Origin of the sequence: Cupriavidus phytorum, assembly GCF_003254285.1 — a bacterium.
In the GTDB taxonomy this organism is placed as follows: Bacteria; Pseudomonadota; Gammaproteobacteria; order Burkholderiales; family Burkholderiaceae; genus Cupriavidus; species Cupriavidus phytorum.
The window spans coordinates 72,343-94,126 of sequence record NZ_QKZN01000004.1; the positions used below are offsets into that span (position 1 = coordinate 72,343).

Sequence of the window (21,784 nt, forward strand, 5' to 3'; positions counted from 1 at the left end):
CCATGGCACGTATCCTGATCCTGCTGGCCGTGGTGCTGGGCGTCTTCTGGTGGCTGCGCGCGCGCGCCGAGGCCCGTCTGGCCGAGCATCGCGCCCGCCAGGCCCGTGAGGCCAGCGAACACGAGGCCGCCGGCACGCCCGACGCCGCCGCCGAGCGCATGGTCCAGTGCGCCCAGTGCGGCGTGCACCTGCCGCAGGGCGACGCCATCGCCTGGCGCGGCCTGCACTACTGCCGGCGCAGCCACCTGCCCGACGAGAGCCGCACTGAAAGCGGCGACGGCAGCAGCGGCCCGCGCCAATGAAGGAGCCGGCGCCGTCGGCCTGGCAGCGGCTGAACGCCTGGCGCGGCCTGGCGCAGCTGTGGCGCCAGCCCGAGCCGCCTGACTTCCACTGGCGCCTGCTGCGCTATTTCTGCTGGACCCGCGTTGCCGTGGGCCTGCTGCTGGTCGGCTTCGCGCTGATGCGGCGCGGCGAGCCGGCCGTCGGCGCCGGCACGGCCGCTTCCCCCTTCACTGCCGCCATCCCCACCTTGCCTTTCGGCCTGGAGGCCATGGGCGGGATCGAGCATGCGGCGGCCATGGCCGTCGCCGTCCCTTACCTTGGCATTGCGCTGGCGATGCTGGCCGGCACGCTGTGGCGCCGGCATTTCCATCTGCGCGTGCGGGTGCAGGTGCTGGCCGACCTGGCGCTGCTGGCGCTGGTCTTCAGCGTGCTGGGCCGGGGCGGGCATGCCGAGGGCCTGGCCATGATCTTCCTGCTGCCGGCACTGGAAGCCGGCGCGCTGACCAGCCTGCTGTTCGCGCTGTTTGCCGCGGCGATCTCGGCGCTGGTGGTGATGAGCGGGCCGTTCATGCACACCATCCTGCTGCGCCAGGCCGATGCCGGGCTGCTGGGCTCGGGCCTGTTCGGCCTGGTGTTCATGATCGCCGCGCTGCTGATGTATATGCTGGCCAACCGCCAGCTCGCGCAGGAGCGCCTGGCGCTGGCGCGCGAGCAGGAGCTGCGCCTGCAGCAACTGGTCAACCGGCTGATGGTCAACGACATGCAGGACGGCGTGATGCTGGTGCGCGCCAACGGCGCGGTGGTGGCCGCCAATCCCGCCGCGGTGGTGCTGCTGGGCGTGCAGCCGCACGAGCGCATCTACTCGCGCAAGCTCGGCGGCGCGCCCGCTGGCGAAGCCGGGCTTGGCGGCGGCGATACCGTGCTGTTCGACCTGCGCCGCATCCCGCGCCTGCAGCCGCTGATGGAGATGCTGCGCGACTGGCTGCGCAGCAAGGACGACGTGCCGCGCATCCTGCAACTGCTGCCGATGGCGTCCGGCGCCGCGCTGGCCGACGGCACCATGCAGCACACCCGGCTGCGGCTGCGCTTCGTGCTGCCGGGCCTGGCCGGGCTGCGCTCGACCATGGCGCACGGCCGCACCGTGCCGGCCGCGCTCGACACCGCCGCATGGAACGAACTGTCACCCGAAGCCGCCGCCCGCCTGCGCCTGGCCATCGCCCAGAACGAGGCCATGGCGTGGTCGCAGGAAGATGAGGCGCTACTGCGCAGCGAGATGCGCGACACCGTGCTGGTCCATATCGAAAGCTGGGAGCGCATTGCCGAGCAGGTGCAGCAGGAAAAGCTGGCCGCCATGGGCCGGCTGGTGGCCAGCATCGCGCACCAGATCCGTAACCCGCTGGCGGCGATCAGCCAGGCCAGCGAACTGCTGGGCGATTCGGGCCGCCACGACCCGGCGGTGCAGGAGTCCGGCGGTGCCGATGTCGATATCGACGCCCGCCTGCTGCGCATCATCCACGACAACGTGCGCCGGCTCGACCAGGTGGTGTCGGACGTGCTGCAGATGTCGCGCCGCCCGCGCACCGGCCGCAGCACCGTGCACCTGGCGCAGGCGCTGCCCGAGATCGTTGAGCGCTGGCGCGCCGAAATGCGCCAGCGCCGCCCGCGCGCCGGCGAGACTCGCCCGGCCGGCCGAGCCGACATCAACGCCAATGCCATCCGCCTGACCGTCGACGTGTCCCAGCCGGTGGTGTTCGACGCCGCGCAGCTGCAGCAGGTGCTGGGCAACCTGCTCGACAACGCCTGGCGCTACTGCAGCCGGCTGCCCGGCTCGATCCGGCTGCTGGCGCACGCGCTGGACCAGCACCATGCCGAGCTGATCGTCTGGAACGACGGCGCCGAGGTGGCGCGCGAACACCAGCGCAGCCTGTTCGAGCCGTTCTTCACCAGCAACGCCCAGGGCACCGGGCTGGGCCTGTTCATGGCGCGCGAGCTGTGCGGCGCCAATGACGCCCAGGTGCGCTATGGCGCGATCTCGCTGCCGGCGCTGATCGAACGCACCGGCATGCTGGCCCCGGCCGCGCGCGATACACTGCCGGCCAAGGCCTTCGTGCTGACGCTGCGCATCGAGAGCGCCGAAGCCGCCGCGGCGGCCGCCGTCTGACCCGTCTCCATTCCGCCACCCTCATGCCACCCCGAATGTCCCGCGCGCCCGATCCCATCCTGGTCATCGACGACGAGGCCGACCTGCGCGAGCTGCTGGACATCTCGATCCGCCGCATGGGCCATGACGTGGTGCTGGCCGGCTCGCTGGCCGAGGCGCGCGCAAAGCTGGCGCAGGGCCGCTACAGCCTGGTGCTGACCGACATGCGCCTGGGCGACGGGCTGGGCATCGAGATCGTGCGCCAGCTGTCGGCCGCGCCGGAGCGCATCCCGGTGGCCGTGATCACCGCCTACGGCAGCGCCGACAACGCCGTCGAAGCGCTCAAGGCCGGCGCCTTCGACTACATCGCCAAGCCGGTGTCGCTGGAGCAGCTGCGCAGCCTGGTGCTGAACGCGCTGGGCCGCCAGTCGCGCGACAACGCCGACGCAGATGCTGCCACGGCGGCGGAGCAGGCCGCTGACCGCGCCGCGGCGCTGCTGCCCGGCCATTCCGCCGCGATGCAGGAGGTGCGGCGCTCGCTGTCGCGGCTGGCGCGCAGCATGGCGCCGGTGGTGATCAGCGGCGAATCCGGCAGCGGCAAGGAGCGCGCGGCACAGGCCATTCATGCGATCAGCAGTCGGGCCGCGCATCCGTTCGTCGCCGTCAACTGCGGCGCCATCCCCGAAAACCTGATGGAGTCCGAGTTCTTCGGCTACGTCAAAGGGGCGTTCACCGGCGCCGATGCCGAGCGCGGCGGCTTCTTCCAGGCCGCCAACGGCGGCACGCTGCTGCTCGACGAGGTGGCCGACCTGCCGTTGCCGATGCAGGTCAAGCTGCTGCGCGCGCTGCAGGAGCGCCGCGTGCGCAAGATCGGCGCCAGCCGCGAAGACGCCGTCGACGTGCGCGTGATGTGCGCCAGCCACAAGGACCTGGCCGCGATGGTGGCGGCCGGGCAGTTCCGGCAAGACCTGTATTACCGCCTGAACGTGCTGGCGCTGCGCATGCCCACGCTGCGCGAGCGCGGCGAAGACATCCCGGTGCTGGCGCGCGCCATCCTGGACCACCTGGCGGTGCGCTACGGCGATGCGCATCCCAAGCGGCTGTCGCCGGCGGCGCTGCAGCGGCTGGTGGCCTATCCGTTCCCGGGCAATGTGCGCGAGCTGGAAAACCTGCTCGAGCGCGCCTACGCGTTTGCCGAGAGCGAAGACATCGAGCTGGCCGACCTGGGGCCGCTGGACGCGGGCGCCGGGAGCGCCGGGCTGATGCCTGCCCCGACGCCGGCGATGGTGCCGCAGCCGATGGCGCCATACCCTTACGCGCCCTCGGGCACGACAGCGGGTGCGGCCGCGCCGACCGCTCCCACGCCTGCGCCGGTTCCGGCCGAATCGCCCCCAGCGGCTGCTGCCGCCCTCGCCGCGCCTGAACCCGAGCCTGCCGGCGACCCCGCCGAGCGCGCCTGCCGCGGCATCGTCTTCCCGATCGACCTGCCCGCCAGGCTGGAGGCGGTAGAGCGCGAACTGATCCTGCAGGCGCTGGCGCAGACCAACTTCAACCGCACCGCGGCCGCGCCGCTGCTGGGCCTGAACCTGCGCCAGCTGCGCTACCGCATCCAGCAGCTGGGCATCCGCGAGGCCATGGACGCCGCCGACCGCGGCGCCGTGGAAGGCGAGGGCACGCCATGACCGCGCCCGCGTCCTCGTCGTCGTCCTTGTCCTATCTGCCCGGTGCCGACGGCTGGGTTCCGGCCGCCCGGCGCGTGCCGTCGCCCAATTGCGACGCGCGCCCGGACGGCATGCCGGTGGACCTGGTGGTGCTGCACAACATCAGCCTGCCGCCCGGCCAGTTCGGCAGCGGCGACATCGAGGCCTTCTTCCAGAACCGGCTCGATCCGGGCAAGCACCCGTTCTTTGCCACCATCCACCAGGTCCAGGTGTCGGCGCACTTCCTGGTGACGCGCACGGGCGAACTGGTGCAGTTCGTGCCGTGCACGCAGCGCGCCTGGCATGCCGGGCAGTCAGACTTCTTCGGCCGCGCGCGCTGCAACGATTTTTCGATCGGCATCGAGATCGAAGGCTGCGACGACCTGCCGTTCACCAAAGCCCAGTACGACACCGTGGCCGCGCTGGTGCCCGCGCTGATGGCCGCCTACCCGGTCCGCGCGATTGCCGGCCACAGCGACATCGCGCCGGGCCGCAAGACTGATCCCGGCCCGCATTTCGACTGGGCGCGGTTTGCCAGGCAGGCGGGCATCGGCCCCCAAATGTTGCCCTACCAGTGTCCTGGCGCCGCTGGGCAGGTGACGGATTCCTAACGTCATTTGCTGCCCCGTGCTCGCCATTTGGGCACCGATGCCCCACGTCGGTGTGGGGCTATCGCAACCTCGCAACAATCAAAAAAATTTTTGTGAAATGTGCAGTTGCGAACGGTCTGGCCGAAAGCCTTGCGAGTACTAGGCTTGCGGGCATGTGGCGCTGCCGCACAGCCGCCGCCGTGCCCCAAATAGCGGTTGTCAAGACTGGTCATTCGGATTCGTTTCACTATACTTAGCCCAGTTTTCCGCGTCACACACTATATCTAGTAGTCAAACCGGGGAGCCGGCCCCAGGAGCGAGGCAGCAGCCGCGAAGTTCGCGCATCGACTGCAAACCTCTCCCGCAAGGCCGGCATCACAAGAGTCCCTGGCGAAATGTTCACGTAAAGGCAGTCAGTCGCACCCGCTATGCAGCCGGGAGGGACGTTCTTTTTCGCCGCATTTCGCCAGGGACTCTTTGTCTCTTATTGCCAGGGTAAAAACAGGAGTTCTCATGCAAACGGCCCAGAACGAAATCACCACGGGTGGCGCCGCCGCCGGCGTTGCCAGCCAGGCTTCGACCACGCAGCAGACCCCCAGCGCCGCGACCACGAATTACCCGGATCACAAGATCATTCGTCGCAACGGTGCCGTGGTGGCGTTCGAGCCGTCCAAGATCGCCGTTGCCATGACCAAGGCCTTCCTCGCCGTCAACGGCGGGCAGGGCGCCGCGAGCGCGCGCGTGCGCGAGATCGTCGAGCAGCTGACCGACAACGTGGTGCGCGCGCTGGTGCGAAGCCGCCCGAGCGGTGGCGCCATCCATATCGAAGACGTGCAGGACCAGGTCGAGCTGTCGCTGATGCGCTCGGGCGAGCATGAAGTGGCCCGCGCCTACGTGCTGTATCGCGAGAAGCGCAAGGCCGAGCGCGCCAGCGCCAGCGCGCAGGCCGTGGCTCGCGTGCAGGAAGCCGGCATCAGCATCAACGTGACCGACGCCGGCGTGACCAAGCCGCTGGATATCGTCGCGCTGCACGCGCTGATCGACAACGCCTGCTCCGGCCTGGGCGATGCCGTCAGCGCCGAGCCGATCCTGAAGGAAACGCTGAAGAACCTGTACGAAGGCGTGCCGATGACGCAGGTGTACGACTCCGCCATCCTGGCCGCGCGTACCCTGATCGAAAAAGACCCGGACTACAGCCAGGTCACCGCCCGCATCCTGCTGCACACCATCCGCAAGGAAATCCTGGGCACCGAAGTGACCCAGGCCGAGATGGCCACGCGCTACGCCGAATACTTCCCCAAGTTCATCGCCCGCGGCATCGAAGCCGAGCTGCTGGACGAAAAGCTGGCCACCTTCGACCTGGCCCGCCTGGGCGCCGCGCTGGACGCCGGCCGCGACTTCCAGTTCAACTACCTGGGCCTGCAGACCCTGTACGACCGCTACTTCCTGCATATCGATGAAACCCGCATCGAAATGCCGCAGGCCTTCTTCATGCGCGTGGCCATGGGCCTGGCGCTGAACGAGAAGGACCGCGAAGCGCGCGCCATCGAGTTCTACCAGCTGCTGTCGTCGTTCGACTTCATGTCGTCCACGCCGACCCTGTTCAACTCCGGCACCCGCCGCTCGCAGCTGTCGTCGTGCTACCTGACCACCGTCTCGGACGACCTGGAAGGCATCTACGAAGCGCTGAAGGAAAACGCGCTGCTGTCCAAGTTCGCCGGCGGCCTGGGCAATGACTGGACCAACGTGCGCGCACTCGGCTCGCACATCAAGGGCACCAACGGCAAGTCGCAAGGCGTGGTGCCGTTCCTGAAGGTGGTGAACGACACCGCCGTCGCCGTGAACCAGGGTGGCAAGCGCAAGGGCGCCGTCTGCGCCTACCTGGAAACGTGGCACCTGGACATCGAAGAATTCCTGGAGCTGCGCAAGAACACCGGCGACGACCGCCGCCGCACCCACGACATGAACACGGCCAACTGGATCCCGGACCTGTTCATGAAGCGCGTGATGGAAGGCGGCGAGTGGACCCTGTTCTCGCCCGCCACCTGCCCGGACCTGCACGACAAGGTCGGCAAGGAATTCGAGAAGGCCTACCTGGGCTATGAAGCCAAGGCCGCCAGCGGCGAACTGAAGCTGTTCAAGAAGCTGCCGGCGCTGCAACTGTGGCGCAAGATGCTGGGCATGCTGTTCGAAACCGGCCACCCGTGGATCACCTTCAAGGATCCGTGCAACATCCGCAGCCCGCAGCAGCACGTCGGCGTCGTCCACAGCTCCAACCTGTGCACGGAAATCACGCTGAACACCAACGACAGCGAAATCGCCGTGTGCAACCTGGGTTCGGTCAACCTGGTGGCCCACCTGGCCAAGCAGGCCGATGGCACCTACGCGCTGGATCACGCCAAGCTGCAGAAGACCATCCGCACCGCCATGCGGATGCTGGATAACGTCATCGACATCAACTACTACGCTGTCGACAAGGCCCGCAACTCCAACCTGCGCCACCGTCCGGTCGGCATGGGCATCATGGGCTTCCAGGACTGCCTGCACGTGCTGCGCACCCCGTACGCCAGCAAGGCCGCGGTGCAGTTCGCCGACACCTCGATGGAAGCGGTGTGCTACTACGCCTACCAGGCGTCGACCGAGCTGGCCGAAGAGCGCGGCCGCTATAGCACCTACGAAGGCTCGCTGTGGGACCGCGGCATCCTGCCGCAGGACTCGCTCAAGCTGCTGGCCGAAGAGCGCGGCGGCTACTTGGAAGTGGACCTGTCCAGCACCATGGACTGGGACAGCCTGCGCGCCCGCATCAAGCAGCACGGCATGCGCAACTCGAACTGCATCGCGATCGCGCCGACCGCGACCATTTCGAACATCATCGGCGTGTCCGCTTGCATCGAGCCGACCTTCCAGAACCTGTACGTCAAGTCCAACCTGTCGGGCGAGTTCACCGTGGTCAATGACTACCTGGTGCGCGACCTGAAGGAACGCGGCCTGTGGGACGAGGTGATGGTTGCCGACCTGAAGTACTTCGACGGCTCGCTGTCGCGCATCGACCGCATCCCGCAAGACCTGCGCGACATCTACGCCACCGCGTTCGAAGTCGAGCCGACCTGGCTGGTCGAAGCCGCCAGCCGCCGCCAGAAGTGGATCGACCAGGCCCAGTCCCTGAACATCTACATGGCCGGCGCCTCGGGCAAGAAGCTGGACGACACCTACAAGCTGGCATGGGTGCGCGGCCTGAAGACCACGTACTACCTGCGCACGATGGCCGCCACCCACGTGGAGAAGTCCACCGTGTCGCGCGGCTCGCTGAATGCGGTGTCGTCGGGCAGCGACAGCGGCTCCGCCCTGGACGCAGCGGCCGCCTCGGCCCCGGCCATGCCGGAAGCCGAAGGCGCGGTCTGCACGATGCGCCCGGGCGACCCCGGCTTCGAAGAGTGCGAAGCCTGCCAATAAGGCAAAAAGCCTAAAGAGTAAAAATCACCCCCGGTTTGCTCCCCTCTCCCGCTTGCGGGAGAGGGGCGGGGGAGAGGGCCGGCGCCCCAACGAAGTGAAGCGTCAAACCTGACGAAACCACATGCGCCCCCCAACCGAATCACGGAGAACAACATCATGCTGAGCTGGGACGACGACGTTCAAGCCACCCCGCAGGCCGCACCGCAGCCTGCCCTGCAACCCGCTGCATCGGCTGCCACCGCTGACCAGCAAGGCGTGCTGCCGTCGAGCGCCACGCAAGCCGGCATCCTGGGCAACAACCCCAACGCCGCCGCCGCGCAAAGCAACCGCCGCGTCAACGCCGCCGACAAGCGCGTCATCAACGGCTCGACCGACGTCAACCAGCTCGTCCCGTTCAAGTACAAGTGGGCGTGGGAAAAGTACCTGGCCGGCTGCGCCAACCATTGGATGCCGCAGGAAATCAACATGTCCCGCGACATCGCCCTGTGGAAAGACCCCAACGGCCTGACCGAAGACGAGCGCCGCATCATCAAGCGCAACCTCGGCTTCTTCGTCACCGCCGACTCGCTGGCCGCCAACAACATCGTGCTGGGCACCTACCGCCAGATCACCGCGCCGGAATGCCGCCAGTACCTGCTGCGCCAGGCCTTTGAAGAGGCCATCCACACGCACGCCTACCAGTACATCGTTGAATCGCTGGGCCTGAACGAAGCCGAGATCTTCAACGCGTACCACGAAGTGCAGTCGATCCGCGACAAGGACGAGTTCCTGATCCCGTTCATCGACACGCTGACCGACCCGTCGTTCAAGACCGGTACGCCGGAAAACGACCAGAAGCTGCTGAAGTCGCTGATCGTGTTTGCCTGCATCATGGAAGGGCTGTTCTTCTATGTGGGCTTCACGCAGATCCTGGCGATGGGGCGGCAGAACAAGATGACTGGGGCTGCGGAGCAGTATCAGTACATCCTGCGGGATGAGTCGCTGCACTGCAATTTTGGGATTGATTTGATTAATCAGATCAAGCTGGAGAATCCGCATCTTTGGACGGCGGAGTTTAAGGCTGAGATTACTGAGTTGTTCAAGAAGGCTGTGGACCTGGAGTATCGCTATGCTGAGGACACCATGCCGCGTGGCGTGCTGGGTCTGAATGCGCCGATGTTCAAGTCTTATCTGCGCTTCATCTGCAATCGTCGTTGCCAGCAGATTGGTCTTGATCAGCTGTTCCCGAACGAGGAGAACCCGTTCCCGTGGATGAGCGAGATGATTGATCTGAAGAAGGAGCGCAACTTCTTCGAGACGCGCGTCATTGAGTATCAGACGGGTGGGGCGTTGAGCTGGGATTGAGGTAGTTTGATCTGAAACAAAAAAAGGGGAGCCATTTTGGCTCCCCTTTTTTCATATTCTCCAACTTGAATCCTGCTTTGGTGGGATGACGGACCGCCTCAGGAGTGAAAGAATGTGGTCTCTTTTTGCGGCATCAGAGAAGAGGGGTAGTATGGACCTCCAAGGTGACGATAGGATCGAAACAAACCAAGACATAGCTGTGGACGCATCTAAATGTGGGTCGGGGATAGGCCCCCGAAAGGTGGCCTATGAATTGGGGATCATGGAAGTGTTTGATTTGAACGAGAAGCTCTTTTAATAGCGAGCCTAAGCTTCACCGCACATCCCTGCGACGGTTGATGATCTCGATTCGACCAGAGGCGGGCACTGCTTATGACCCTTCAAGGCAACAGAGTCCGTTGGAATGGTGCTGTTTAGCCCTTAGTGATGGTTGAGAAGCGCTCGCAGTATTTGCAGTTAGAAATCTATACAGAAGAACAAGGAGGCGGTGATGGCGCGCCGGCGTATTGCAGACGTAGTGAGGGAAGTAAAAGAACGGGTAAAGCTGGAAGACTTGGCATCTGCGCTGGGTATGGAAACAGTTCGCCAGGGAAGTGGGCTGCGCGCACGGTGCCCGTTCCACGACGACAAAAACCCATCACTTGCGTTCTACGATGAACCAGGAGATCGCCATTTTCATTGCTTCGGCTGTCAAGCGACGGGTGACGCCATTCGTTTGACACAACGCAAGACTGGTTTGCAATTTGTTGAGGCCGTCCAATGGTTGGCTCGGACCTATGGGTTGCAGAGCTTCGATGCGTCTTCTCCCAAGAGGGGCAGAAGCGCGCATAAGAACGCTGAGTATCAGGGAGGGTTGGATCTCGCCCTCGTAGCGTTTAGGGAGCCGCCGGCCGTCGACGTGACACGGGCGTGGGCGCAATCACGAGGGTTGCGAGCGGACACGGTTGACCTAGCCGAATTGGGCTTTGCTGCACCGTTGCGGCTTTCTCAGTTTCTAAGCCGCTCTGCAATTGACAGTGATCAGCGACGCGTGGAAGAGGGGCTGCTGGAAGACGCAGGTCTGCTGCGAGCAACGCAATCCGGTGAGGCTTCTGTCAGACGCGATCTCGCCGGAACGTTCTACAGCGAATTCTTTCGAGATCGACGGGTGATCTTTCCAGTGCGAAATCGATTTGGGAAATTGGTCGGGTTGGCTGGTCGCCAGCTTGAGCATGACGCGCACCGCGCAAGTCCCAAGTACCTGTATACGAAGAACATGCCTAAGGGCGATGTTCTGTACCGTTCCGAAATCATCGAGACTTGTCTTCGAGCCCCAAAGGCCACCGAACTGCCCAAACAGGTTGACTTGTATATCTGTGAAGGTCTAGTTGATACGCTTCGATTGGAAGAGAGCGGCTTGCTGGCGGTAGGGCTATTAGGCGCTTCAGCATCCACAGCACAAGTGGAGATTCTCTTGGATTGGTCCGAGCGGATCGGAGCGAAGGTCTCCTTCAAGTGTCACCTATTTCTTGACAGAGATGCCGCTGGCGCGCGGGGAGCGGCCAAGTTGGCAAGCTCGCTTGCGACCGTCGGCATAGGATGCGACATCATCTGGCCTACAAACGAGCAACTTAGGTCTATTGGGATTGACGAAGCCAAGTGGAAGGATCCTGACACCATTATCGGAAGCCTACAGGATCATGACGTCCGGAAGCTGCTCTTCACATGGACTCACCCAGGAGCGTTAGCTGTGGTGGCGTCTGAGCTTGGCGTGCTACCAGAGGCCCTACTCGATGCCCAGTCATGGGAGGGCATATCGGCAAGCCGCAAGCACCGTGCATTTGGTAAGCTCCTTGGAAAGAATGACAGTGCAATCGACTTGCTTGTCGACAATGTTGGTCTGGCCACCGAGAGCACTACTTCGCCCTGGTTCCAGGAGCTGAGGCTGTCCCGGAGTGATGAAGTCATCCCCCGCCCTGTGCGGTCCAATTTGTTCTTGGAGGATACAGACGCCAGACTAAATCTTGCACGGGCGATCGCCCAATCCGGCGCATCTCGAGGTGAATTGCCCGCTGACGAGTCAGGCTGGAGACGTTTGGACATCGCTGCTACTGCGTTTAACGAGGGACTCAAGGCTCGGCTGGCGCGGCCGGATTACGGACCGTTGGAGCCGTTCGACGCCGTATTTGTATCAAGAGGCTTCGGCAAGACCGAGCACCGGCTGAAGGCAATGCCATGCCCCGAGGACCTCGTTGCCCAACAGTACGTCCTCGGAGAACTTCTTACCGAGCACTATGACGGTATCGGCGCTACTGCGTTCAGCGACTCTATTCCTGCAGTCCGATATTACCGAAGCGAAAAGCGAACAGAGACTACCGCGGCCGGAAGTATCTCGAGTCGTCACACCGGAACGGTAAGTTTTGCGTATCAGATCGACATGGAGGTCTTGGAGGGAATTCGGCCAGCTGGCGACCAAGGCATGTTCCGGCCATATATTGAGTGTTGGCGCGACTTCATCTTCTATCTGAGGAGAGAAGCGAGTGAGCTACCGACGGTGCACGCTATACGCTTGGATCTAAAGCGATACTACGACAGCCTACTTCGAACAAATGTCCGAAATATGTTGCGTAAGTGCGTAAAGAGCGCATATCGCTCACTGGAGGCGCCAGAGAGCTGGGCTGGGTTGCTGCTGCCAGGTGAGCATAACCGGGACGATAAGGTTGTAGATTGGTTGTGCGACCAGAGTTTCGGCTTTAAGTACTACGACCCGAAAGACGGTCGCATCGCGGTTTCACCTCCTGAGGTCGGGGTTCCACAGGGGCCCGTGCTCTCAGCTTGGCTTGCTAATGTGTCACTGTTTCCTCTGGACGCGACGATGACACAGGCAGTCCAGCAGATCAACAGTGACGGCAAGCGCGCCGCGTACGCGCGGTATGTCGATGATGTATTCCTTGTGGGTGACTCTGCGCAGGTCATATCTGTGCTGCGTGCAATTGCCGAAGATAAGGTTAAGAGCTTAAGTTTGGTGCTGATGCAAAAAGGCGAACACTTTCCGCCCATGTCACCAGAGCAGTTTGGTGAGATGCTAGTGGAAGGGCGTGTCGCTGCGGCGTCAGGCCCCGCAATCGAGCCGCCGGTGCTGCATCTTGGTGACGGTGCTACTGGCAATATGACCTGGGCGGGAGCCGATCTTACTCGCGCTAGCGCTCTCGACCTGCTCAGTGATCGCCGCAACTTCACAATGAATGAGGACCAACTTCGCGACCAGATATTTACCGCTCTCCAAGCGAAGGACCTGCGCCCGTCAGAGCTGACCAAGGCGTCACGCTGGATTTGGTACATCGTGGGCAAAGGCCCTCTGAGCTCTGCCGAAGCAGCCTGGCGAGGCTACTGGGAACTATGGACTACGCTGACGAGATTCTGTTCGTGGAAGCTTAAGCCCGTTGATCAACCGTGGGATGACCCCGCATTGATCGCGCTCGAAGGTCTTGATCTGTTATTTTCAACCGCTCACGCCTACGAGAGGACTCTCGACCCAATAGAAAAGCAGGTTCGGGGACAGCGCACGCGCAACCTCGCCGTATTTGCTATGGGCGGACGATTCTTGGAGGACTTGGATTTAGGTGCCAATCCATCTCTTGGTGTAGGGGTCGCAGCAAAGCGTCTGCGTCGCATGTTCATCCAACGGCTTTGCGGCATGCGGTGGAAAGCTTTCCAGCTCTCGCGAGCATCGGCTCATGCACCCATATGGATGCTGTCCCAACATTCTGGCGATTCGGTCCTCTGGTCATCGCTTGCTCGTGCCAGAATGGCAGAGTGCGAAACGGCGTCTATGGGGCTACCTGCATTGGCCGATCTCGGGGCTGACCCGAATGCTGATGACTCGCTCCGAGATGCGCTGTTGTGGATGCATGAGGCGGTGATCGTTTTGGCTGCTGCGTCACGAGTGCCGGAAGGGCCGGATCCCTTGCAAGTTTTGGAGGGGCGCCTTCCTGAACTGGCCCAAGGTGAGGGAAACATGGGGTCCAGCTACTCGATTGCTCTGGGTCGCTTTATCCGTATCGTTTACTTGTGGGCCGGCGTACAAAATGCGACCTCAGAAATTGATAGCCAGACTCGAACTGTCGCACTGCTGAGTTTTGTTAGCGTTTGCCCGAATGAGGCCGTTATCCGGCTGCTTGGCAGGCGCCCTTCTTTACTCACAGAGACCCCGTCTCGCGAGCGGCCCCTTTCCCCACCGCCAGGCATTGGAGTTGGCGCCATCATCTTCACAAACAGTGGTGACAAGGGGGAAACCTTCCGTGAAGTAGGTACCCTGCGATCACTGAGCGTCCTGTCGATCAGCGATGAGGACGGGATGCCTTCCGTCGACATTCAGCCAGCAGAGATATCTGGAAAGGACCTCCGCGAGGTTGTCTTGCAATGGTCATCTAGGCAAGTAGCCACTACACCGAAACTAAACTTAATTACAAGTGAGGCGGACTGGCCTTCGTATGCGAACCTAGTTCTGTTCCATCCCCCTGCGGCACGAGAGGATGTCGACGGTGCGGTATTGAAGTGGGCTGCTTCCTTGTACGAAGCAATGGCACAAATAAACGCCAAAGCCGCGCTTGCTGACCCCGTGACAGGCTATCCTGAGCCGGCTGAGTATTTGCTTGCTTGGCCCTACGTCGCCTTTGCGCAGTCAGGCGACGACGCTAGTACTCTGGCGACCTCCACCATTGCGGTGTTTGGGCCAAAAGTTTCACGCTCAAAGCTTGGCACCAGCGCATTTATTCGAGATGGACGTGACAGCCTACGGTCGGTTTTGGTGCCGATCGTCGACGCATGGGCGTGGCGGATTGGCTATGCGCTGACCGATCTGCTTGGCTACGCGGAGGAGTTGGATAAGTACAGCGAATTAGGAAACGAAAGGATAGGGGATGGGCGCTTCAATCCAGCCGAGTACCTGCTAAAAAGCGTACTGAGGCGCCTTCGCGGCGAGTTGTTCCGGTCGACGAGTCTGCCTCGCCACAAGGAGCACGAGCACTTGCCTGCGACAGTATTTCGTTCGTTGGAACTGCTAAAGCGCTTCCCTGAGGCGGCTGCTGATGCCGTCTCACTTGGATATCTACTCTGTGTGGAGACGCAGACCAGGGCGATGGAAATTCGTCTGGCGTACGATTGGATCGAGACGCCAGGACTTGAGGCGCACTTCGTTGCGACCATTGCGCGCAACGTTGTCGGGCGGCTCCCATTGTCTTGGCGCGAGCCGATTGTCACGAGTGGATATGTCGGGCCGGCTCCAGGGAATGATCGGCGCACTGTGGCGGCTTGGAAGTGGTGGGCCGGTTTGGCAGATGATCTTGTTTCGCAAACCATTCGACACGAGCCTGTCCCGGAGGGACTTGAAGAGACAGCGAACTTCCTGCGCAGCGGACTCCGTTTAGCGGCTTTGGCAGCTTGGATGCGCGCGTTGACCCTCGAGCTTGAGTTCGACGGGCGATACAAGCTATCCGCGCGGGTTGAGGTACCTGCGCATTGGGACGTAGTCGACTTGGCGCTCACTGACGACGCAGATGTTGGCGTCGATGAGGCGTTTTCAAGTGTTGTTCAGAAGGGTGATAAACCAACAGAACAATTGAATGCCATTACGCCAATCGGATGGCTCGTGTTGTTGGCAAACCAGCTTGGAGTGTATCGCCAAGATATTCCATGTGCCTTTGAGCATAGAGACGAGATTGCTGATCGGATGGATGGACTGGCGAAGTCGCTAATTTTGGGTGACGCGGGCTGCGATGACGAGGAGACGCAGTGGCCCTTTGAACTAAGCAGCTGTCAACAGAGGCATCTGCTTGATGACGAGGTGTGGAATCTATGTGAGATGGCGTTGACTTCGATCGAGGCTGAGCTCGGATTCGTGGTTCAGCGGGTCGTTGCTGACTGGTGGAGCTACACGCCTAAGCAGGGGATGTTCAAGGATGCTGACTCGGTGGAATGGCGTTGTCCAGCATGGACCATCGACCAGTTTCCGTATGAGCGTCGGATAGAGGAGGTCGATGGGGGGCGCTCGGTCAAGAAGATCTGGAGCGAAACGAGGAATTCAAAGGGTGAGCTCATTGGGGTGAGCGCGCTCGGGTACAGCTTTGCACGATTCTTTCTCACAGCTGAAATCCCTGACGTCAGCCCGGCTGCCAAAGCGGAAGCTGCAGAGTTGATAGAGCGCGTTGCAGGCGCTCTCGCCCAAGAATCTGCCGACGATCCCGATGGCAAGACGGTTCTGCGTGTTACAGATGGATCTCCGGATCGTGCGGCGTTACCTCCGCAGGACCTGCAGAACGACGTCGATAGACTTTCCGAGCTCACCGTCCAAGGCGGTAAGGAGTCTGGGAACTCCCACAACAATGAGCCGCTGGACAACGAGTTTGTACAGACTCGTCGGCTTTGGAAAGACATACAGGCTTCAAGCTGGCGGAGTAGAGCTAAGTCGGCGGGGAATCACATCAGGACGGCTTTCGTTCAGTTCCGTATTGACGAGTCGTATGAGCATCCACTCGTAGAGGTCGGGATACCAGATTCGCTCAAAGACTTCCTGTCGGGCCCTCGTGAATTGCCGATCGTCTTACAAGGCGCGGAACAAAGCGGCGTGCCAACGAAAGCCGAGGCGGAAAGTCTGATTCAGCGAGCCAAGAACGCGTTGACTGGCAACGGGCGTGAACATGAGTGGAGATCTGCCTCCCTGCTACCAAGCTGGGCTGAACACAGGCGGCGGGCTTTGCTTGAGACTGTTCTCGATGCGTGCAACTCATTCGAGGTCGATGTATTGGTCCTGCCTGAGTACAGTGTCAGGCCAGATACGGTTGCATGGCTCAGAGACCAACTCCTGAGCCGTGGAGTCCGTACGTCGGTGCTCGCCGGATCCTATCGTCTCCATGGGAAGCCGAGCGATTTTCATTTTCGAGAACTGCACGGAAAAATCCTGGGAGATTCCGACAAGGAGGTTCTCGCGGGGCTGAGGTCGACTAGCCTGATGGGGCTGGAGAAATCTGCGGTTATGACGCTGCTTCATCCCTTAGATTCGCAGCATCTGCCGAACGACATAGTGGTGTTCACGCGTCGAAAAAAGTATTCCTCTGTCGCGATGGGAGAGCTTGTGAATCCGGGCACGGAGCCATGGGCGCCCCTGTTTACACATGGCGCACTCATCAATCAATTGCACAAGCGTCTAGAAGATCTTGGGCCGAGGCAGGCAGTTGACGCAACGTTGGCGCTGGTGCGAGCTCGTCCTCCGGTGGCGTATGCTGCCGAGCTAATATGCTCCGAACTGTTTTTGGCAACGAATCCTGCGAATTGGAATTCGGTTCGGGAGGAGTATGTCCAGGCTAGACTGCGCTTCGGCCACGGCGGCGGGAGCTCTGCGGTTGATGAGGATCTACGAAAGCTTGCGGACTACTTCGGCTACGTCGGATCGGATGGAGGCGGGGAAGTTGGCAATAGCGACAGGCGCTCACTGATTCTCGTCCCGGCTTGCACAAGTCGCTCGGCAGACTACTGGATATACGGGCAGGCAGCAATGTTGGCGGCAGGAATGACTATGGTCTTCTGTGGAGCCGCTGGCGCAGGTCTGAGTGGCGGCAGTTGCTTCATTGGCCGCAACAGCTGGGACGGCCTCGCAGATGGCGGGTCTGGGCGGCCCAAGGACACAGTTTATGCCGGTTGGTCGCGCGGCATTCACTACAATCAAGGCTCGACTCCATTGTCTAAGACGGAGCAGGCGATGGTTATCGCTGACGTGGATCCGGTGCACATGAATGAGGGGAAGCCAAGGCCGCAGGCGCTACCAGTACCTCTCCGACTAGTCGCTCATCTTCCGATTATCGAGACGTTGTGCGCAAAGGATACTGCCGATCAGTTAGCTGCCACAGGTATCTTCACGGTGGCATGGCGTAAAGGACTAGTTGGTTGCGATCGACTTGGCTTGCATGAGACGGCGCCGGTGTCTCAGCTTGCTTCAGAATTACTTACAACGCTTGCGGCGGCACCTACTACAAGCCCAGTCGATCCAAAATTCTCAATTTCCGGCTCGCAGTCGCTCTATCAACTGACTTCCGGCGTTGGGAAATTCACGTCCGATAAGCGGTCAGTGCAGGAAAGGGCAGATGCGTGGTGCCGAAACTGGCGACAGCTTCCCATTTATGGGGCACCAGCCGCAGCGGTCGACTGGTTGTGGGTAGACCTGACACCTACAAGGATGCTCCCGTCGATCTTTGTCCCGCCTTGGAACGAAGAGTCATGGCAGGAGACAGATCAATCTGGAGCGGCCGATTTGGTTGAGCGTGACGAGCGTATGTCCCAGGCAGCGACCAGTAGCCCTCAGACACATCAGCATGTATCCGATGCTCCTCAGCGTCATCAGGGTGATGACACGAACCGCCTGAGTTAGCGAGGGCACCATTCACGTTCGCTATTAGTCTTGGGACTTAACGTTGGCTGGCCACCTTTGGTGGCCAGCCAAATGTAAGAACTGATGAAAGACCTCGTATTCTGACTGAGCTCCTCTTCGTCGTGTGCCTCCTCGTGGTGACTGAAGTCGCGGAAGTGTGCTGGGATAGAAGCGACGCTCTTGCTATTACTCGACCCAGATGACAACGCGCTTGCGCAGCACTTTGACCTTCAACGACTCCCCAATGCTGAACCCTGCCTTCTCCAACCAAACACCTCCCAACCGAATCCACGGGACCGCGCGCAGGCCAGAAAAGTTATTGCTGAGAGCGGGCGCAACCGGAAAGTGAATACGCCCAGCCTTGACAGTGCGCACGTCCTTGCGAACAGAAGATTTTTCCATAGCATGTTTCCTGTGAGATTGCCATTTTCGCCCCTGCTCAGAGGGCGGCCGGGTACTTGAACACCGCTCACAGACGGCCCGCATGCTTCCCCTTTCAGGGTCTTGTATAGATGCGCGCTACCCGGCCCTTGCGAAAGCTATGGAAAGCAAGATGCCGCTGTGAGAGGTGTGTTCAGCACCCACAGCAAGGCTAGAGGGCGTGAATTCTGCCGCCAATAAGACGGTTCTGCATTGTGTTACCGCAACAGCGAGTCGCGTCGCTGCTTACCCTTAGCAGAAAATGGGGATGGATCTATTTCAATCTCGTCTGGTCCATTGATGCCTAAATCGTGCGCACATCATGAGGGATCGGCGCTAGCCTCGAACCGCACTTCATCCCACAAGGGCCAAAACTCTCCGACGTGCCTTTCACGCGGAAACGACGCAATCGCAGCCGTACTCAGGCCTTCACTGTCAACAGAAATGATCTGCTTAGCCACCGTCCGATACCCGGTGCGGAAGTGATTGGCCCCCTTGATCGCAATGACGTTGTACCCAGTAACATCCAGCCCATGCATCGCAAACGGCTCGACATCAAAGATCTGCTCCGCACGCGAAGCCACGATGACATCCACACCGTTGATGACGAGGCGACACATCACCCCCAGGTCGAAGCGAACACCTTCAAACATCGCGCCGGGCCGATTCACGAAACGACCATCCGTGATGCATTTCACATAGGCATCTGCCTCGATAGGCGCGCCCTGGAAGCGGCCTTGCTTGCCGCCCAGTGAGCCCCTGATCATGGCGCCGACCCCGCGTGCTGTGCCTGTGCAACCACGCTAGCATCGTTGATCAACGCGAAACAGCACGTGCCGGTAGCCGGATTGGCGTCCAGTAACGCGCGAAGCAGATGCGTACCGTCTCCCGGTGTGCCGCCGGTTGTCTGCGTACTCGTTGACAACGACAGGCCCCTCTGCCGCCGACAGGGCAAGGGCGACGCCCTGTGCGGGGGGCGGAAACGTCGGACGGAACGCCTCGCGATGCGACCAGATCCATTGCGCGACTTCGTCGACGCAACGCTGCGCAAGCGCGGCGTCTCCGGTTGTGGTGCACACGACCGCCGGGCAGGGGGCCGCGATATCCGCGTAGGGGAAGCCGTGGAACCACGAGCAGTCGATCACGCCGGGCTGTGCGGCCAGCTTCCGGCAAACGTCGTTGACTTCCCCCGGGATGAACCCGTCTTGTGTCGTCACGATGTACGGCAGCATCGGCAGGCGTCGCATTGCGGTGACCGGTGTGAGCCCGCCCCGAATCATCTCAAGCAGCAGCTCGACGGCTTCGACGCCCCGGTCATGGAAGTCGGTATGCGGATACAGCTTGCACGGCAACGTCAGGTCGCAAGCGTCGCGCATCGCGTCCGTCATGTTGCCGTGCAAATCGTAGACTGCGGCAATCGGGACACCCGGCCCGACCAGCGCACGAACGGCAAGCGCCAGATCGCCTTCGACGTCTTCAGTGCCGTCGGCGACACCGGCGCCATGCAGGGCCAGCAGCACGCCGTCAACCGGCAGCGCAGCGCGAATGCCTTCGAGGATGTCTTGCTTCATGGCGGCATACGCGCCGGCTTCGTTTATGCCCGAGGGCGTCGCCCGCCTGATACGGGTGGACGCATCGCGCGCCGACGGCGTTTAGGATGCCTCATCTATGCCTCATCCAGACTGATCGGATAGCACCTTCGTCAGCGCCCTCACCAGCGCACCACAATCGGCTTCCGAGCCGATGGTGATGCGCAGGAAATTCTCAATCCGCGGACTCACGAAATGCCTGACCAGGACACCGTGCTGGCGTAGTCCGGCCATCAGGCGTGAAGCGGGACAAGCCGGATGTGCTGCGAACAGAAAATTGGCCGATGATGGAAGAACGATCATCCCCAGGCGTCCGAGTTCCTCGGTCACCAGCTGGCGCAGTCGAACGATTTCGGCAACGGTCTTGGCAAAATAGTCGGCGTCCCCCAGCGAAGCAATAGCCGCGGCAACCGACAGCGACGACAAGGGATACGAGTCGAAGCTGTTCTTGACTCTGTTCAAGCCGTCAATCAATGCCATATGGCCGAGCGCGTATCCGACGCGTATTCCCGCCAAGCCCCGGGACTTTGAGAAGGTACGGACGACCAAAAGATTGGGATAGCGAGCTATCAGCCCGATTGCACTTTCGCCGCCGAAATCCACATAGGCTTCATCCACGACGACCACCTGATCCGGATGCGATACCAGCATGCGCTCGATGTCTGTGCGGGCCAGCGCGATGCCGGTGGGCGCGTTCGGGTTGGCGAGGACCACGCCGCCGCAGGACTGCTCGTAGTCGCACACATTGATGCGGTACTCGGAATCGAGCGGAATCGCCTTATACGCAATGCCATACAACGCGCAGTAGGTCCGGTAGAAGGCATAGGTCACGTCCGGCATCAGAACTGGCCGGTCATGTCTGAGCAGTGCGCAGAATGTATGTGCCAGCACTTCGTCGGAGCCATTTCCGACGAACACGTTGTCGACGCGAACGCCGTGCTCGCGCGCCAGTGCGTCACGCAACGCGGTCGAATCCGGATCAGGATAGCGCCTCAGTTGCTCGATGGACCAAGTCCGAAGGACATCGGCGACGGCGGGAGACGGTCCGAATGGACTCTCGTTGGTATTGAGCTTGACCAGGCCTCTCTGCCGAGGTTGCTCGCCCGGCGTATATGGGGCCAATCCATTCAACCCCGGACTCCAGAATTTACTCATCCTAGCTCCTTGAATCGAGAGCGTCGTCCAATCCGGCTTGCACCACATGCGTGGGCAATCTGCCATCGAAGAGTACTCAGACCAGCAGTTCCAGCTCTGCCTTGCTCATACATGCCTTCGTTCGTTGCACAACGTGCGCAATGAGGCTGCCGCGGATGTATGCGTCATAAGCGTACTTCATCCCGATCGCAAATTCTGCCTGATCCTCGTCGGCCATGCGTGCGTGCGGCCAGGATGGCAAAATGCTTCGAATCATTCGATATGAAGACCGAGTACATCCCGTACGTGAAGGCGAAATTCTGAGAGCGGGTCTAAAAGTTCGCGACATCTTCGTCGACGCACCAACGCGTTGACATGATCAGCGCTCTCCTTCGATGCGCAAACATCAATCTTGGATCGCAAACATCAGTATCGCTCCGCGCTATTCGCTACGTGATTTTTCACGTCATTTCGGAAGGTCATCTGTTGTTTAAAGCAACAATGTTTCGATAGAAACAATTGTCGATGCAATAACTTGCCAATCCGATCACGCAAGCGCACGCACTTCCCCTTTTCCTGGCAGCGTTGGCTGCTGCCCAGCTGGGTTACTGCCTTATCGTACCCGTTGCCAACGCGTGGATCATGAATGTCGCCGCCGAGTACCGTGCCTTTGCCGCTGGCATGTTGGGCGGATTGCAGACATTGGACCGGCGGGGCTGTCGCGTTCCTGG

11 protein-coding genes and 1 pseudogene are annotated in these 21,784 nt (G+C 61.4%); 7 read left to right on the plus strand and 5 right to left on the minus strand.

Features of this window, described 5'->3' with window-relative positions:
• The first annotated feature begins 2 nt into the window (after nt 1–2).
• The 7 genes from C7416_RS11685 (at nt 3) to C7416_RS11715 (ending at nt 17,910) form a co-directional block, all read left to right on the plus strand.
• Nucleotides 3–302: a PP0621 family protein gene (locus C7416_RS11685; RefSeq protein ID WP_111519120.1), complete on the plus strand. Its 300-nt coding sequence runs from the start codon at nt 3–5 to the stop codon at nt 300–302.
• On the plus strand, nt 299–2,443 hold the full coding sequence (locus tag C7416_RS11690; protein ID WP_111519121.1) for a sensor histidine kinase: 2,145 nt from the start codon (nt 299–301) through the stop codon (nt 2,441–2,443). The genes C7416_RS11685 and C7416_RS11690 overlap by 4 nt, the downstream gene beginning before the upstream one ends.
• A gap of 23 nt (nt 2,444–2,466) precedes the next feature.
• Entirely contained in the window at nt 2,467–4,104 is a 1,638-nt protein-coding gene (locus C7416_RS11695) for a sigma-54-dependent transcriptional regulator (protein WP_111519122.1), read from the plus strand.
• Nucleotides 4,101–4,733, plus strand: coding sequence for a 1,6-anhydro-N-acetylmuramyl-L-alanine amidase AmpD (gene ampD / locus C7416_RS11700; RefSeq protein WP_111519123.1), 633 nt, complete (start codon nt 4,101–4,103; stop codon nt 4,731–4,733). Before C7416_RS11695 ends, ampD begins: the two co-directional genes overlap by 4 nt.
• Before the next feature lie 492 nt (nt 4,734–5,225).
• Complete coding sequence (locus C7416_RS11705) at nt 5,226–8,165, plus strand: ribonucleoside-diphosphate reductase subunit alpha (protein ID WP_111519124.1); 2,940 nt, start codon at nt 5,226–5,228, stop codon at nt 8,163–8,165.
• A 156-nt stretch (nt 8,166–8,321) separates the two neighbouring features.
• Complete coding sequence (locus C7416_RS11710; protein WP_018006273.1) at nt 8,322–9,509, plus strand: ribonucleotide-diphosphate reductase subunit beta; 1,188 nt, start codon at nt 8,322–8,324, stop codon at nt 9,507–9,509.
• A gap of 490 nt (nt 9,510–9,999) precedes the next feature.
• Nucleotides 10,000–17,910 (plus strand): CHC2 zinc finger domain-containing protein, encoded by a 7,911-nt coding sequence (locus C7416_RS11715; RefSeq protein WP_111519125.1) that lies wholly within the window; start codon nt 10,000–10,002, stop codon nt 17,908–17,910.
• A gap of 186 nt (nt 17,911–18,096) precedes the next feature.
• On the opposite strand, the gene C7416_RS11720 is transcribed toward C7416_RS11715, so the two are convergent.
• The 5 genes and pseudogenes from C7416_RS11720 to C7416_RS29120 all read right to left on the minus strand — a co-directional run bounded on the left by C7416_RS11720 (nt 18,097) and on the right by C7416_RS29120 (nt 21,291).
• Nucleotides 18,097–18,312: a SymE family type I addiction module toxin gene (locus C7416_RS11720; RefSeq protein ID WP_240988192.1), complete on the minus strand. Its 216-nt coding sequence runs from the start codon at nt 18,310–18,312 to the stop codon at nt 18,097–18,099.
• A 338-nt stretch (nt 18,313–18,650) separates the two neighbouring features.
• Nucleotides 18,651–19,103: pseudogene (locus tag C7416_RS29310) on the minus strand (MlrC C-terminal domain-containing protein); the annotation flags it as partial.
• Nucleotides 19,104–19,133: 30 nt separating this feature from the next.
• A complete protein-coding gene (locus C7416_RS29315) occupies nt 19,134–19,952 on the minus strand; it encodes a M81 family metallopeptidase (protein ID WP_258401113.1) in 819 nt (272 codons plus the stop codon).
• A 51-nt stretch (nt 19,953–20,003) separates the two neighbouring features.
• Entirely contained in the window at nt 20,004–21,074 is a 1,071-nt protein-coding gene (gene hisC, locus C7416_RS11730; RefSeq protein WP_111519127.1) for a histidinol-phosphate transaminase, read from the minus strand.
• 76 nt (nt 21,075–21,150) lie between these two features.
• Complete coding sequence (locus C7416_RS29120; RefSeq protein WP_181461218.1) at nt 21,151–21,291, minus strand: hypothetical protein; 141 nt, start codon at nt 21,289–21,291, stop codon at nt 21,151–21,153.
• Nucleotides 21,292–21,784: the final 493 nt, after the last annotated feature.